Source organism: Pseudomarimonas salicorniae (assembly GCF_023156535.1).
Lineage (GTDB): Bacteria > Pseudomonadota > Gammaproteobacteria > Xanthomonadales > Xanthomonadaceae > Pseudomarimonas > Pseudomarimonas salicorniae.
Map to the genome: position 1 here is coordinate 159,385 of NZ_JALNMH010000010.1, position 13,955 is coordinate 173,339.

13 protein-coding genes are annotated in these 13,955 nt (G+C 69.0%); all 13 read left to right on the forward strand.

From position 1 onward, the window contains the following. The first annotated feature begins 9 nt into the window (after positions 1 to 9). The 13 genes from M0G41_RS12920 (at position 10) to M0G41_RS12980 (ending at position 13,949) form a co-directional block, all read left to right on the forward strand. Complete coding sequence (locus M0G41_RS12920) at positions 10 to 747, forward strand: DsbC family protein (protein ID WP_248210062.1); 738 nt, start codon at positions 10 to 12, stop codon at positions 745 to 747. Between the two features lie 65 nt (positions 748 to 812). Then, positions 813 to 4,664, forward strand: coding sequence for a phosphoribosylformylglycinamidine synthase (gene purL, locus M0G41_RS12925; RefSeq protein ID WP_248210063.1), 3,852 nt, complete (start codon positions 813 to 815; stop codon positions 4,662 to 4,664). Further along, a complete protein-coding gene (locus M0G41_RS12930) occupies positions 4,661 to 5,314 on the forward strand; it encodes an exosortase H-associated membrane protein (protein ID WP_248210065.1) in 654 nt (217 codons plus the stop codon). Before purL ends, M0G41_RS12930 begins: the two co-directional genes overlap by 4 nt. Continuing rightward, positions 5,311 to 7,050, forward strand: a complete 1,740-nt coding sequence (gspE, locus tag M0G41_RS12935) for a type II secretion system ATPase GspE (protein ID WP_248210067.1) — start codon at positions 5,311 to 5,313, stop codon at positions 7,048 to 7,050. The genes M0G41_RS12930 and gspE overlap by 4 nt, the downstream gene beginning before the upstream one ends. A 163-nt stretch (positions 7,051 to 7,213) precedes the next feature. Then, positions 7,214 to 8,431, forward strand: a complete 1,218-nt coding sequence (locus tag M0G41_RS12940) for a type II secretion system F family protein (protein ID WP_248210068.1) — start codon at positions 7,214 to 7,216, stop codon at positions 8,429 to 8,431. 4 nt (positions 8,432 to 8,435) lie between these two features. Continuing rightward, entirely contained in the window at positions 8,436 to 8,870 is a 435-nt protein-coding gene (gspG, locus tag M0G41_RS12945; RefSeq protein WP_248210071.1) for a type II secretion system major pseudopilin GspG, read from the forward strand. Between the two features lie 5 nt (positions 8,871 to 8,875). Continuing rightward, positions 8,876 to 9,349, forward strand: a complete 474-nt coding sequence (locus M0G41_RS12950) for a GspH/FimT family pseudopilin (protein ID WP_248210073.1) — start codon at positions 8,876 to 8,878, stop codon at positions 9,347 to 9,349. Between the two features lie 34 nt (positions 9,350 to 9,383). Next, positions 9,384 to 9,845: a type IV pilus modification PilV family protein gene (locus M0G41_RS12955; RefSeq protein ID WP_248210075.1), complete on the forward strand. Its 462-nt coding sequence runs from the start codon at positions 9,384 to 9,386 to the stop codon at positions 9,843 to 9,845. Next, positions 9,842 to 10,558: a prepilin-type N-terminal cleavage/methylation domain-containing protein gene (locus M0G41_RS12960; RefSeq protein WP_248210076.1), complete on the forward strand. Its 717-nt coding sequence runs from the start codon at positions 9,842 to 9,844 to the stop codon at positions 10,556 to 10,558. Before M0G41_RS12955 ends, M0G41_RS12960 begins: the two co-directional genes overlap by 4 nt. Beyond that, positions 10,555 to 11,445 (forward strand): type II secretion system minor pseudopilin, encoded by an 891-nt coding sequence (locus M0G41_RS12965; RefSeq protein WP_248210077.1) that lies wholly within the window; start codon positions 10,555 to 10,557, stop codon positions 11,443 to 11,445. The genes M0G41_RS12960 and M0G41_RS12965 overlap by 4 nt, the downstream gene beginning before the upstream one ends. 10 nt (positions 11,446 to 11,455) lie before the next feature. After that, positions 11,456 to 12,586, forward strand: coding sequence for a PilN domain-containing protein (locus M0G41_RS12970; protein ID WP_248210079.1), 1,131 nt, complete (start codon positions 11,456 to 11,458; stop codon positions 12,584 to 12,586). After that, a complete protein-coding gene (gene gspM, locus M0G41_RS12975; RefSeq protein WP_248210081.1) occupies positions 12,583 to 13,197 on the forward strand; it encodes a type II secretion system protein GspM in 615 nt (204 codons plus the stop codon). The genes M0G41_RS12970 and gspM overlap by 4 nt, the downstream gene beginning before the upstream one ends. Further along, positions 13,194 to 13,949, forward strand: coding sequence for a hypothetical protein (locus M0G41_RS12980; protein WP_248210083.1), 756 nt, complete (start codon positions 13,194 to 13,196; stop codon positions 13,947 to 13,949). The genes gspM and M0G41_RS12980 overlap by 4 nt, the downstream gene beginning before the upstream one ends. The last annotated feature ends 6 nt before the right edge of the window (positions 13,950 to 13,955 follow it).

Genomic DNA, 13,955 nt, shown 5'->3' on the forward strand with positions numbered 1-13,955 from the left:
CGACTCCCGATGATTCGCACCCTTGCCCTTGCGGCCCTCGCCGCCCTGACCCTGAATGCGCCCTCCGCCGCCGAAGACGCCGGCGAGGCGAAGGTGAAAGCGGCGATCCAGTCGCTGGTGCCCGGTGCGACCATCGACAGCATCGCCGAGTCGACCCTGCCCAACTTCTACGAGGTGGTGCTCGCCGGGCAGGTGATCTACGTCAGTCGCGACGGCCGCTACCTCATCCAGGGCTCGGTCTACGACGTGCCGGCGCGCACCGACCTGACCGAAAGCGCGCGCGCCAAGCTCCGCGTCGAGGGACTCAAGGAAGCCGGCCCCGAGCGCCGGATCATCTACGGGCCCAAGGATGCCAAGTACCGCCTGACGGTGTTCACCGACATTGACTGCGGCTATTGCCGCCGCATGCACCAGCACATGGACGAGTACAACCGCCTTGGCATCGCCATCGAGTACCTGTTCTTCCCGCGCGCCGGTGTCGGCTCCGAATCCTTCGACAAGGCGGTATCGGTGTGGTGCTCGGACGACCGCGCCAAGGCCCTGACCGATGCCAAGGCAGGCGTGGCGCTCGACAAGAAGCAGTGCAGCAACCCGATCGAGGCCGACTACGCGCTGGGCAACAAGATCGGCGTCAATGGCACGCCCGCCGTCTTCACCTCCCAGGGCGTCCAGATTGGCGGCTACATGGCGCCGGACCAGTTGATCCAGCGCCTCGAGCAGCTGGAGGGCAAGCCCGCCGGCGGCTGAGCCGCGGCCGCGAAGGCGGGCGCATCCGCTAGACTAGCGGGCTCCTCCGCCCGCCCTGTCTCCCGATGATCGTCCTGCTCGGCCGTGAGGCCCTGTCGCGTTTCCGGCTTGACCGCCTGGATGCCCGCCTGACCGCCGCCTCCGGCGCCCCGATGGCGCTGGATTGGGTCCACTGGCTGTACTTCGTCGACGCCGATGCGCTGGATGGCGATGCGCTGGCGCGGCTCTGTCGCATCCTCGACGCCGAGCCGGCCGCCGCGGACCTGGCCCTCGATGCGCTGGTGGTGCCAAGGCTCGGCACTATCTCGCCGTGGTCGAGCAAGGCGACCGAAATCGTGTCCGGCGCCGGACTGGCCGTGCGCCGCGTCGAGCGCGGGCAGGGCTTTCGCTGGACCGCCGCGAGGCCGCTTGGCGAAGACGCCCGCGAGGCGGCCTGCGCAGCGATCCACGACCGGATGACCGAGAGCTGCCTTGGCGGCCTGGACGAGGTGGCTCCGCTGTTCCGCAAGCAGTCCCCCGGCCGGCTGGTGCATGTCTCTCGCAGCGCCTTGCCGCAGGCCAATGACGAGCTGGGCCTTGCCCTCTCGCCCGACGAAGTCGACTACCTGCAGCAGCGCTACGCCGAGCTGGCCCGCGACCCCAGCGACGCCGAGCTGATGATGTTCGCCCAGGCCAACAGCGAGCACTGCCGGCACAAGATCTTCAACGCCCGCTTCCGCCTTGATGGCGAGGACATGCCGCACTCCCTGTTCGGCATGATCCGCCACACCCAGCAGCAGTCCCCGCAGCTGACCCTCAGCGCGTACAAGGACAACGCAGCGGTGGTCGAGGGCTTCCCCTGCGCGGCGTTCGCCGCCGGCGACGATGGCCTGTGGCGCGAGTCCGCTGCGGCGAGTTCGGCGTTCTCGATCAAGGTCGAAACGCACAACCACCCGACCGCCATTGCGCCGTTTCCCGGCGCGGCAACCGGCTCGGGGGGCGAGATCCGCGACGAAGGCGCGGTGGGTCGGGGCGGCAAGCCCAAGGCCGGGCTGACCGGATTCTCCGTCAGCCACCTGCGCATTCCCGGCCACGCCCGGCCCTGGGAAGCGGCACGCCGGCTCAATCCCGGCATGGCCAGCGCGCTGGAGATCATGATCGAGGGCCCGATCGGTGCCGCCGCCTTCAACAACGAGTTTGGTCGGCCGGCCCTGCTCGGCTACTTCCGCAGCTTCGAGCTGGGCGAGCCCGAGGGCGGCGTGGTCCGCGGCTACGACAAGCCGATCATGATCGCTGGCGGTCTGGGCCGGGTCGAGCCGCAACAGGTCGAGAAGCAGCGTCTTTCGCCGGGAGACAAGGTCATCGTGCTGGGTGGCCCGGCCATGCTGATCGGCCTCGGTGGTGGAGCGGCCTCCTCGGTCGGCTCCGGGCAGAGCAGCGCCGAGTTGGACTTCGCCTCGGTGCAGCGTGACAACCCCGAGATGGAGCGTCGCTGCCAGGAAGTCATCGACCGCTGCTGGCAGGCCGGCGAGGCCAATCCTATCGTTTCGATTCACGATGTCGGCGCCGGCGGCCTGTCGAACGCGATTCCCGAGCTGCTTCACGACGCCGGGCGCGGCGGCCTGATCGATCTGCGCAAGATTCCCTGCGACGACGCGGGAATGACGCCGATGCAGATCTGGTGCAACGAATCCCAGGAGCGCTACGTGCTCGGCGTGCACGAATCCGACCTCGAGCGCTTCAGCGCCTGGTGCGAGCGCGAACGCTGCCCGTTCGCGGTGGTCGGCACGGTGACCGAGGTCGAGCACCTGCGCGTCGACGATCCGCTGCTCGGCGAGCCGGTCATCGACCTGCCGATGGACGTGCTGTTCGGCAAGGCGCCGAAGATGGAGCGCGACACCGCCCCGCCGGCACCGACGGCCTGGCCGCGCCCCGAGCTGGCTGCCGACGAGCTCTACGAGGCCGGCCTGCGCGTGATGCAGCACCCGACCGTGGCCGCCAAGAATTTCCTGGTCACCATCGGCGATCGCAGCGTCGGCGGTCTGTGTTCGCGCGACCAGATGGTCGGCCGCTGGCAGCTGCCGCTGGCCGACTGTGCGGTCACCCTGGCCGATTTCCGCGGCCGTGGCGGCGAGGCCATGTCGATGGGCGAGCGGACCCCGCTGGCCCTGCTCGACGCCGCCGCCAGCGCCCGCATGGCGGTCGGCGAGGCCCTGACGAATCTCGCCGCGGCGCCGGTGGCCTCGCTGCGCGAGGTCAAGCTGTCGGCGAACTGGATGGCCGCGGCCGCGCATCCCGGCGAGGACGCCCGGCTGTTCGAAGCGGTGCGCGCGGTCGGCCTCGAGCTGTGCCCGAAGCTCGGCATCGGCATTCCGGTCGGCAAGGATTCGCTGTCGATGCAGTCGCGCTTCCCGCGCGAGGCGGACGACGACGGCCGGATGGTCTCGCCGGTGTCGCTGATCGTCAGCGCTTTTGCCCGCGTCGCCGATGCCGGCAAGACACTGACGCCGGTGCTGCAGCGCGCCGAGGACAGCGAGCTGTGGCTGATCGGGCTCGGGGGAGGCCGCAAGCGGCTGGGGGGATCGATTCTTGCCCAGTGCTACTCCAGCTTCGGCGGGCCGCCTCCGGATCTCGACGATCCGCAGCGCCTGCGCAGCTTCTTCGAACTGGTCCAGGCGGCCCGCGAGGCCGACCTGGTCCTGGCCTATCACGACCGCAGCGACGGTGGCGCCTTCGCCACCTTGTGCGAGATGGCCTTCGCCGGCCATGCCGGTGTCGACATCCAGCTCGACGGTTGGGGCGACGATCCGTTCCGCGCCCTGTTCAACGAGGAGCTCGGTGCCGTGGTCCAGGTGCGCTGCGAGGACCGCGCCGCCTTTGCCGACCTCGTCGACCGCCACGGACTGACCGACTGCGCCCAGCGCATCGGTCGGCCCAGCACGGCGCCGCGGGTTCGCGTTGGCATCGCCGGGCGGACGCTGGCCGAGTGGTCGTGGAACGACCTGTTCAGCGCGTGGTGGGAGGTGTCGCACGCCATCGCCCGGCTGCGCGACAACCCGCTCTGCGCAGACAGCGAGCGCGAGTGGCGCAGCGAGTTCGATGACCCGGGCCTGGTGCCCGCGCTGGGCTTCGATCCGGACGAGGATATCGCCGCGCCCTTCATCTCCCGCGGCGAGCGCCCGCGCATCGCGATCCTTCGCGAGCAGGGCGTCAATGGCCAGGTCGAGATGGCTGCCGCCTTCACCCAGGCCGGCTTCGATGCGGTCGATGTCACCATGACCGACCTGATCAATGGCCGGAGGCAACTGGCCGAGTTCCGCGGCCTCGCCGCCTGCGGCGGCTTCTCCTACGGCGACGTGCTGGGCGCCGGGCGCGGCTGGGCGACCTCGATCCTGGAGCGTGCTGCGCTGCGCGACCAGTTCGCGGCCTTCTTTGCCCGCCAGGACAGCTTCGCCCTCGGTGTCTGCAACGGCTGCCAGATGCTTTCACAGCTTCGCGAGCTGATTCCCGGTGCGGCGCACTGGCCGCGCTTCCAGCGCAACCTCAGCGAGCAATACGAGGCCCGCCTGTCGCTGGTCGAGGTCATCGAGTCGCCGTCGATCCTGCTGCGCGGCATGGACGGCTCGCGCATTCCCGTCGTGGTCGCGCATGGCGAGGGCCGCGCGGAGTTCGATTCCTCGCTGGACGAGACTGCTGCGCGGGCCGCGCTGCGCTTCGTCGATGCGTTAGGCGAGCCGGCCTCCAGCTATCCGCAGAATCCCAACGGCTCGCCCGGTGGCCTGACAGGCTTCGCCAGCGAGGACGGGCGCGTGACGATCATGATGCCGCACCCCGAGCGGGTCTTCCGCACCCTGCAGATGAGCTGGGCGCCCTCCGAGTGGGGCGAGTATTCGCCCTGGATGCGCATGTTCCGCAACGCGCGGGTGTGGTGCCGATGAGGGTCTCTCCGCTGCGCCAGTTCGTCCTCGCGGCGGCGCTGTGGCTGCCGATGGCCTTCTTTCTATGGGCCGTGCTGTCCAGCGCGGTGGTCTGGCCGGTGGCCCGCGTCGCCGACCTGGTCCTGCCGGCCTGGCTGCCCCATGTGGTCTCGGGCATCGAGCAGAGCGGCGCCCAGCTCGAGGTGGTCACCCGCCTGCAGACTGCCACCGATCCCCAGGGGCGTGTCGGCTTGCTGGTGCTGAACATGAATCCGTTGATCTACGCCTGGTGCATCGCCCTGTTCACGGGTCTGGTGATGGCGACCCCGCTCGCCGCCCGCCAGCGTGCCCTGCAGCTCGCCGTCGGGTTTTTCGTGCTCTGGCTGACCACAAGTTGGGGCGCGGTCTTCGATGCGCTCAAGCTGCTGGCCTTCGACGCCGGTCCACTGGGCGCGGCGGCGGTGAGTCGGGCCGGACTGTCGGTGGACGCCATCGCCCTGGGCTACCAGTTCGGCTACCTGATCCTGCCGGCAGTGACCCCGATCGCCCTGTGGGTGGTGCTCAACCGCCGCTTCCTCGAGCAGCTGGTCGGTTGGGCCGGGGAACCAGCGGGCGCCGATGGCGGTCCACCCCCGGCGATGGATACCGACGCCACCAAGGACAAGCCATGAGCGCGCTGACCCAGACGCCGGCCGAAGCGCCCGGCGAGGCCGCCGGACAGCTCGAGCTGGAAGAGCGGATCAGCGAGCAGCTGCTCGCCCGCGGCCGGCTGAAGGAGGCCGATCTCGGCCGCGCCCGGCGATTGCTGGAGGAGTCGGGTGGCTCGCTGATTTCGCTGATCACCCGGATCGGCCTTGCCTCGGAGCGCGACGTCGCCGAGGCCAGCGCCGAGGTGCTCGGCATGCCGCTGCTCTCATCCAAGGATTTTCCTGAGCAGGCCCCGCCCAACGTGCAGCTCTCGCAGCGCTTCCTGAAGCAGATGCACGTTTGCCCCGTGGCTGAGGCGGATGACCGCATCGACCTGCTGGTCGCCGATCCGCAGGATCCCTATCCGGCGCAGGCGGTGGCGATGGCGACCGGTCGGCCGGTGCGCTGCCTGATCGGCATCCGCTCCGAGGTTGACGACCTGATCGAGCGCCTTTACGGCGCCGGCAAGTCGGCCATGGGCACCATCGTCGAGAATCTGTCGGAAGGCGAAGGCCGCGGCGAGGACGATATCGAGCACCTTCGCGACCTCGCCTCCGAGGCGCCGGTGATCCGCCTGGTCAACCTGGTCATCCAGCGCGCCGTCGAGGCGCGGGCCTCGGACATCCACATCGAGCCCTTCGAGAACCGGCTCAAGGTGCGTTACCGCATCGACGGCGTGCTGCAGGAAGTGGAGTCGCCGCCGGCGGGTTCCACCGCCGCGGTGATCTCGCGCGTCAAGATCATGGCCAAGCTCAATATTGCCGAGCGCCGACTGCCGCAGGATGGCCGCATCATGCTGCGGGTGCAGGGCAAGGAGCTCGACCTGCGCGTGTCCACCGTGCCGACCTCGCACGGTGAGTCGGTGGTGATGCGTATCCTCGATCGCGAATCGGTGGTTTTCGATTTCCACACCCTCGGTTTCACCGACGAATTCCTGCACAAGTTCATTCATGTGCTGGAGCAGCCGCACGGGATCCTGCTGGTCACCGGACCGACCGGCTCGGGCAAGACGACGACGCTCTACACCGCGCTGTCAAAGATCAACACGCCGGACGTCAAGATCATCACCGTCGAGGACCCGGTCGAGTACCAGATCGAGGGCATCAACCAGATCCAGGCCAAGCCGCAGATCGGCCTCGACTTCGCCCATGCCCTGCGTTCGATCGTCCGCCAGGACCCGGACGTGATCATGATCGGCGAAATGCGCGACCTGGAAACCTGCCGCATCGCCATCCAGTCGGCGCTCACCGGACATCTGGTGCTGTCCACGCTGCACACCAACAGCGCGTCCGGCGGCATCACCCGTCTGCTCGACATGGGCGTCGAGGACTACCTGCTGACCTCGACCATCAACGGCATCCTCGCCCAGCGTCTGGTGCGCCGCCTTGAGCCGACCCATCGCGAAGCCTATCCGGCGATGCCCGAGGTGATCGAGGAGTTCGGTCTGCGCCGCTTCACCCAGGACGAGCCGGTCACCCTCTACCGGCCGGTGGCCTCGCCGCTGACTTCGACCGGCTACCTCGGCCGGACCACGATCATGGAATTCCTGACCATGAGCGATCCGATCCGGCGGCTGGTGATGAAGCACGCCGACACCGGCGTGATCGAGGCCGAGGCCAAGGTGCAGGGCATGCGCACCATGTACGAGGACGGCCTGGTCAAGGCGCTCGCCGGCACCACCACCATCGAGGAGGTGCTGCGTGTCACGCAGGAAGGCTAGTTCCGTGATTCGTGATTCGTCATTCGTGATTCGTAGAAGCCCGGCTGCGCCGGTCATTGATTCGCGTGTGGTGCCTGGTGGATTGGTCGATCCCGTCGCCGGCCGGAGAGGCGCCTTCGCTGTTGCGAATCACGAATCACAAATCACGAATCACGGCTTCTGAATGCCCCTCTTCCGCTACAAGGCCTTCACCCCCGCGGGCGACGCCATCGATGGTGCGATGGAGGCGTCGAGCGCGGAGGAGGTGATCGCCAGGATCCAGGACGCCGGCAACCTTCCGGTCGAGGCGAAGCCTGCCGATGCGGTGGGCGGGGGCGGATTCCTCGGCCTGTTCCGCAAGCGCGATGCGCTGAGCGCGGATCAGGTCCTTCAGTTCACCCAGCAGCTGGCTACCCTGCTCGGGGCCGGCCAGCCGCTGGACCGGGCATTGCAGATCCTGCTCGACCTGCCGGAGTCGGAGGCCGCGCGCAAGGTGATCGAGCGCATTCGCGAAACCGTGCGCGGTGGCGCGCCGCTCTCGGCCGGGCTCGAGCAGCAGCACGGCATGTTCTCCAAGCTCTACATCAACATGGTGAGGGCCGGCGAGGTCGGCGGCTCGCTGCACGACACCTTGAGGCGCCTCGCCGACTACCTCGAGCGCAGCAAGGCGCTCAAGGAGAGCGTGATCAATGCGCTGATCTACCCGGTCATCCTGGTACTGATGGTGCTCGGATCGCTGGCCCTGCTGCTCGGCTACGTGGTGCCGCAGTTCATGCCGCTGTTCCAGGACATGGGCGCCGAGCTGCCCCTGCTGACCCAGATCGTGCTCTGGGTGGGCGATGCGCTGAATGCCGGCTGGTGGATGATCCTCGGGATCTTCGTGCTGTTGCTGGTGGTGCTGCGCCGGCAGTTGAACGATCCGCAGCGCAGGGCCCAGATCGATGCCTGGCTGCTTCAGCGCGGCAGGATCGGTGACCTCGTTGCCAAGATCGAGACCGCGCGCCTTGCGCGCACGCTCGGCACCCTGCTGCACAACGGTGTGCCGCTGCTGGCCTCGCTGTCGATCGCACGCAACGTCATGGGGAACTTGGCCCTGGTCGAGGCGGTCGATGAATCGGCCGAGGCGGTCAAGACCGGCTCGGGGCTTGCGCTATCCTTGGCCCGCAGCAAGCGCTTCCCGCGCCTGGCCCTGCAGATGGTGCAGGTCGGCGAAGAGTCCGGCGAACTGGACACCATGCTGCTCAAGGTGGCAGACACCTTCGACATCGAAGTCCGCAATACGCTGGACCGGCTGCTGGCGGCCCTGGTGCCGCTGCTCACCATCGTCATGGCGGGCGTGATCGCGATGATCGTGCTGGCCATCCTGCTTCCCATTCTCGATCTCAGCACCGTGGTTGGATGACGACATGAACCGAATTTCCCTGAAACCGTCCCGGTCCGGCCTGCGCCAGGCGGGCTTCACCCTCATCGAGATCCTGATCGTGGTCGGCATCATCGCGATCATCGGCGGCATCGTCGCCAACCGGATCTTCGGCGGCCAGGACCGTGCCAAGTGGCAGTTGGCCAAGTCGCAGGTGCAGACGCTCGCGGCCAAGATCGAGTCCTATGAACTGGACAACGGCGGTCCGCCCAACCAGCTCCAGGATCTGGTCACCCAGCCCAGCGGTGCCGGCAGCTGGCTCGGCCCATATGCCAAGGAGGCCGAGCTGAAGGACCCATGGGGCAAGCCCTTCGAGTACCGCGTCCCCGGTCAGAACGCCAAGTTCGACCTGGTGAGTCTCGGCGCCGACGGCCGCCCCGGCGGCGACAGCTGGAACCGCGACATCTCCAACGCGGACTGAGGCCGATGGGCGCGCGCGTCCGCACGGCGCGGCGGGCGACGCGCGGGTTCACCCTGATCGAGATCATCGTCGTGGTGGCGCTGATCGCGGTGCTTACCGCGATCATTGCCTCGGTGATCAGCGGCGGCCTCGGCAGCTCGCGGGTGCGCGCCGCCTCCAAGGATCTGGTCGCCGCCCTGCGCTCGACCCGGGCGATGGCGGTGGTCGAGCGAGAATCGCAGGTGCTGGTGCTGGACGTCGAACGCCGCGCCTACAAGGCCCCGGGGCGGGACTGGGTCGAGCTGCCTGAGGACATGGAAATGTCGATGCTCACCGCGGCCGAGGAGCAGCTCGACGAAGGGCAGGGCCAGATCCGGTTCTTCCCCGATGGGTCCTCGACCGGTGGCAATATCGAGCTGATCCGGGGTGAGGCGGTCTGGCGCATCGAGATTGGCTGGCTCACCGGGGAGGTACGCATGAACCCCGAGGCCAACCGCTGAACTCGCTGCCGCATCGCCGGTCCCAGACTCCGCCATGAGCCTTTCCCCTCGCCCCGCCAGCCCGCTTCGCCCCCCTGCGCCCCGCGGCCGAAGGCAGCGCGGCTTCACCCTGCTCGAGGTGGTCGCGGCCTTTGCCATCCTGGCGCTGGGGCTGGGCCTTGCCATGCGCGCGGCCACTGGTGCCATGCAGCAGAGCCGGCAGGCGGCCGAGCATACCCGCGCCGCACTTCATGCACGCTCGATCCTCGACACGCTCGGCGTCGGCGAGCCGCTGGAGGAGGGCGTCTATGAAGGTGAGTTCGCCGACGGCTATCGCTGGGTGGCCGAGGTCGGGCCGCACGAGCTGGCCGCGGAGGAGCTTCCGGTCGGCTTCGACCCCCAGCTGGGCGCGGTACGCCTGCTGCGCATCGACCTGGTGGTGGAGTGGGAGCGCGGGCAGCAGACCGCCCAGGCCCGCTTCGCCAGCCTTCGCGCCATGCTTCCGGAGCGCCCATGAGCCCGGCGCCGCATCGCCAGCATGGCTTCACCCTGCTCGAGATCCTGCTCAGCGTGGCCCTGCTGTCGCTGGTCATTGCCCTGGCCTACGGGAGCATCCGCGTGGCGGTCCAGGCCAGCCGCAGCGGCGAGGCGCTGATCGAGCGCACGGAAGAGGCGCGCACCACCCAGCAGTTCCTGCGCCGCCAGCTGAGCCAGATGCTGCCGACCCCCTACGAGCGCCTGGAGGACTCCGGCGAAGAGACCCGTTTCGAGGGCTCGGCGGACTTCATCCGCTTCGTTGCGCCGATGCCCGGCTACCTCTCGCGCGGCGGCGCCCATGTCCAGGAGCTGGCGCTCGTGCGGGTGCGCGACGGCTACCAGCTTGAGTTCCGCCACGCCCAGCTCAACGGCTTCGACCCGGTCCTCGGCTTCGATCCCGAGCAGGAGCCGGTGGTGCTGATCGACGGCATCAGCGATGCCGCCTTCTCGTTCCGTCGCGTCGAGCCCGAGGGCGGGCTGTCCGGGTGGATGGCCGAATGGGACGAACCGCAGTCGCTGCCGCTGATGCTGCGCCTCGAGATCGAGTTCGACAGCGCCGATCAGCGCAGCTGGCCGGAATTCGAGGTCGCGAGCCTGGCCGCCTCGGCCGGGCTGGGGCTGGGCATGGGTTCCGGGCAACTGGGTCGCGGCGGCTCGATGCGGCGTCCTCCCCGACCGCGTGACAGCCAATGATCGCGACCCAGCGCGGCGCCGCGTTCCTGATCGTGATGTGGTTGCTGGCCCTGCTGGCGATCATCCTCGGCGCATTCGCCCTGCTGGCCCGCAGCGAGCGGCTGCAGGCCCGCCATCTGTATGACACCACCCAGGCCCGCTATGCGGCCGAGGCCGGCGTGCACCGCGCGGTGTTCGCCATGGCGATTCCTGACCCTACCCAGCGCTGGGTGCCCGACGGCCGGCCGTACACGATAGAGTTCGGCGGCGCACAGATCGAGGTCGAGGTCACCGACGAGACCGGCAAGATCGACCTCAACTCGGTCGACGTCACCGTGCTCTCGCAGTTCCTGATGGGCTTCGAGCTGCCGCTCGACGAGGCCAACGCGCTGGCGGCGGCGATCATCGACTGGCGCGATCCCGACGATCTGGTCACCCTGAACGGCGCCGAGATCGAGGAGTACGAGGCGGCCGGACTCGACTACGGCCCGCGCAATGCGCCCTTCGAGCTGATCGCCGAGGTCCAGCAGGTGCTGGGAATGAACTATGCGCTCTTCGAGCAGGTCGCACCGTACCTCACGATCTACTCGGGTCTTGCCATGCCCAATCCTTCCTTTGCCGCCGCCCCCGTCCTGCAGGCCCTTCCGGGCATGGACCCGGCGCTGGCCGAGCAGGCGCTGGCCGCGCGATTCGGTTTCGATCCGGTCCTTGGCGGCGATCCCGTGGCGATGCCGGACGGCACGCCCCTCGTGGTCACTGCCGGCAGCGGCACGTATAGTATTAGGTCGCGCGCCCGCCTCCCGAACGGTGCCTGGACCGAACTGGACACCGCGGTCCGGCTTGGGGGCGTGCCGATTTCCGGGCTTGCCTTCTCCGTCCTCCGCTGGCAGGACGGCGCCCAGCCGTAGAGATCCCACCTTGACGACGCTTCCCTTCGCCGACGCGCTGACGCCGATGCTGGGCCGCCTGAGGGCGCGCTACCAGCAGTCCCGCCTGCCCGGTTTTCTCGACTGGTGGTTCGGCGAGCTGCGCGGTCTGCTGCCGCAGCGCTGGCAGGCCTATCTCCGGGTCCAGCAGACCCAGCTCCTGCTGCGCCGCATCGGCGATGTGCTCCACCTGGAGGCCGCTGAAGGCGGTTCCACGGAGACGCTGGGCCAGATCCACGCGGAGTCGCCGCCCGGCGAACTGCAGCTGAGCGAGCAGGTTGGCGCCGAGGCCGCACGGGCCCCGCGCATCCTGCTGCTCCCCGCCGACGCGGTCCTGGTCCGGCGGCTGTCCTTTCCGGCCGCCGCGGCAGGCAATGTCCGCTCGCTGGTCGGATTCGAGATCGATCGGCAGACGCCATTCCGCGCCGATCAGGTCGAGTACGACTGTCGGTTGCTGCCGGCCGAGAAGGGAGCCCGTCAGGTATCGGTGGAGCTGGCCGTAGTGACCCGCGAGCGCCTGGCGTCTGAGCTGGCGGGCCTGGGCGAGCTCGCCCAGCGGCTCGACGCCGTCGACGTCGCCCGCGAGGGCGGGCGGGCGGGGTTCAACCTGCTGCCCCCGGCCCAGCGGCGCCCGCACGACCATCGCCCCATGCTGATCAACCTGGCTCTCGTCGCCTTCAGTGCCAGCCTGCTGCTGCTGGCCATGGGCCAGCTGGTCGAGAACCGCCGCGAGGCCGTGGCCCAGGTCGAGGCCGAGGTCGAGGCGAGGCGGGTCGAGGCGCGGAGGACCGCCCAACTGCGCAAGACCCTGGAGGAGGCGGCCACCGCGGCCAATTTCCTCGCCGAACACAAGGCTCAGCGTCCGACCACCATCAGCCTGCTGCGCGACCTGACCGACATCCTGCCTGACGACACTTTCCTGGAACGGCTGACCATCACCGGTGCCGACCTCAGCCTGACCGTGCAAAGCGGCTCGGCCGCCAAGCTGATCGGCTTGTTCCAGACCTCGGGGCAGTTCGCCGACCCGACCTTGCTCGGCGCCGTGCAGCCCGACTCGCGCACCGGCAAGGACCGCGCGACGCTGACGGTCAAGGCGATCGACGGCGGGGAGGGCGGGTCATGAGTGGCTTTCGCGGAAATCGCCGGGCCAGCCGGGTGGCTGCGGTCTCCCTGCTCGCCCTCATCCTGCTGCTGGGCTACTTCCTCGGCGTGCACTGGTGGTTCACCGCCCCCTTCCTGGAGGCCCGCGCAGCGCTGATCGAGGCGCGCGACCAGGAACTGCAGCTGCGCACCGTGGCACAGCTGCGCGAGGAACTGCAGCGCGAGCTGGAGGAAGTGCGGCGCTTCGAAGCCAGCAACCCGGAGTTTCTGCCGGAAGCCAACTTCGATCTCGCGGCATCGGCGATCATCCAGCGTCTGCAGGCGTTGGTGGACGAGCAGGGGGCGGGCCAGGAATGCACCCTCATCAGCCGCTCGCCGTTCCGATCCTCGATCGAGGAGCCGTTCCAGCGGGTCACCATCAAGGTGCGGATCCGCTGTTCGCTCGACCACCTCGCCCCGGTGGTCCACGGCCTTGAGGCCGGGAGTCCACGGCTGTTCATCAACGAGTTTTCGGTGATCAACCGCGCCGGAATCTACTCGCGTCGACCGCAGGCCCAGACCCAGGGGCTGATCGATGCAAACTTCGATGTCTATGGCTTCCTTCGAACGGCACCTGCCAGGGAGGGCGCATGAGCGCGGCCAATCATCCATTGCTCCGCGTGGTTCTCGCCGTCTTCGGCGTCTGGTCGGGCGCCGTGCTGGTCGCGGTCGAGGGCGGCCTCGGAGGGCGCTGGTCGCTGCACCCCGATGCGCCGGTCGATCCGGATCAGATCCCCGAGGTGAGCCTGGTCAGTGGCGCCGGTGGCGTGGAGGGGTTCGATGCCTACGCCTCGATCGTCCAGCGACCGCTGTTCAGCGAGGATCGCCGGCCGCTGCCGGCTGATGCCTCCCAGGGCGAGGAGGCCCCGGCGCCGACCGATGTGCCGCTGAACGTGATCGTCACCAGCATCATCATCACCGCCGACCGGCGGATCGCCATCGTCACCGACCCGGATTCCAAGCGCAGTCAGTCGGTCAGCGTGGGGGCCGCGCTGGAGGGCGACCTGTCGAGCTGGAAGCTGAAGGAACTGGAGCCGCGCCGCGCGGTCTTCGAAGGCCCCTCGGGCACCAGCACGATGGATCTGCGCGTGTTCGATGGCCAGGGCGGAGAGCCGCCGACCCCGATCGTGCAGTCCGCGCCGGCGCCGGCGCCGACCCCGGCATCGCCGGGCGGCGAGGAGGGCGGTGGTGAGAAGTCCGAGACCCCGGGTCGACCCGAGGGCGCCGTAGTGGTCGAGGCCGACAGCCCCGAGGCGCGGGCGGAGCAGATCCGCCGGCGCATCGAGGAGCGGCGCCGTCAGATGCGAGAAGAGGCCGAGCGGGCCCATGCCGAGCGCGGCCAATGAAGGAGA

What these genes read in the sequence shown, in the direction of transcription:
- M0G41_RS12920 (WP_248210062.1), top strand. Translation starts at nt 10, where the DNA reads ATGATTCGCACCCTTGCCCTTGCGGCCCTCGCCGCCCTGACCCTGAAT.
- purL (WP_248210063.1), top strand. Translation starts at nt 813, where the DNA reads ATGATCGTCCTGCTCGGCCGTGAGGCCCTGTCGCGTTTCCGGCTTGAC.
- M0G41_RS12930 (WP_248210065.1), top strand. Translation starts at nt 4,661, where the DNA reads ATGAGGGTCTCTCCGCTGCGCCAGTTCGTCCTCGCGGCGGCGCTGTGG.
- gspE (WP_248210067.1), top strand. Translation starts at nt 5,311, where the DNA reads ATGAGCGCGCTGACCCAGACGCCGGCCGAAGCGCCCGGCGAGGCCGCC.
- M0G41_RS12940 (WP_248210068.1), top strand. Translation starts at nt 7,214, where the DNA reads ATGCCCCTCTTCCGCTACAAGGCCTTCACCCCCGCGGGCGACGCCATC.
- gspG (WP_248210071.1), top strand. Translation starts at nt 8,436, where the DNA reads ATGAACCGAATTTCCCTGAAACCGTCCCGGTCCGGCCTGCGCCAGGCG.
- M0G41_RS12950 (WP_248210073.1), top strand. Translation starts at nt 8,876, where the DNA reads ATGGGCGCGCGCGTCCGCACGGCGCGGCGGGCGACGCGCGGGTTCACC.
- M0G41_RS12955 (WP_248210075.1), top strand. Translation starts at nt 9,384, where the DNA reads ATGAGCCTTTCCCCTCGCCCCGCCAGCCCGCTTCGCCCCCCTGCGCCC.
- M0G41_RS12960 (WP_248210076.1), top strand. Translation starts at nt 9,842, where the DNA reads ATGAGCCCGGCGCCGCATCGCCAGCATGGCTTCACCCTGCTCGAGATC.
- M0G41_RS12965 (WP_248210077.1), top strand. Translation starts at nt 10,555, where the DNA reads ATGATCGCGACCCAGCGCGGCGCCGCGTTCCTGATCGTGATGTGGTTG.
- gspM (WP_248210081.1), top strand. Translation starts at nt 12,583, where the DNA reads ATGAGTGGCTTTCGCGGAAATCGCCGGGCCAGCCGGGTGGCTGCGGTC.
- M0G41_RS12980 (WP_248210083.1), top strand. Translation starts at nt 13,194, where the DNA reads ATGAGCGCGGCCAATCATCCATTGCTCCGCGTGGTTCTCGCCGTCTTC.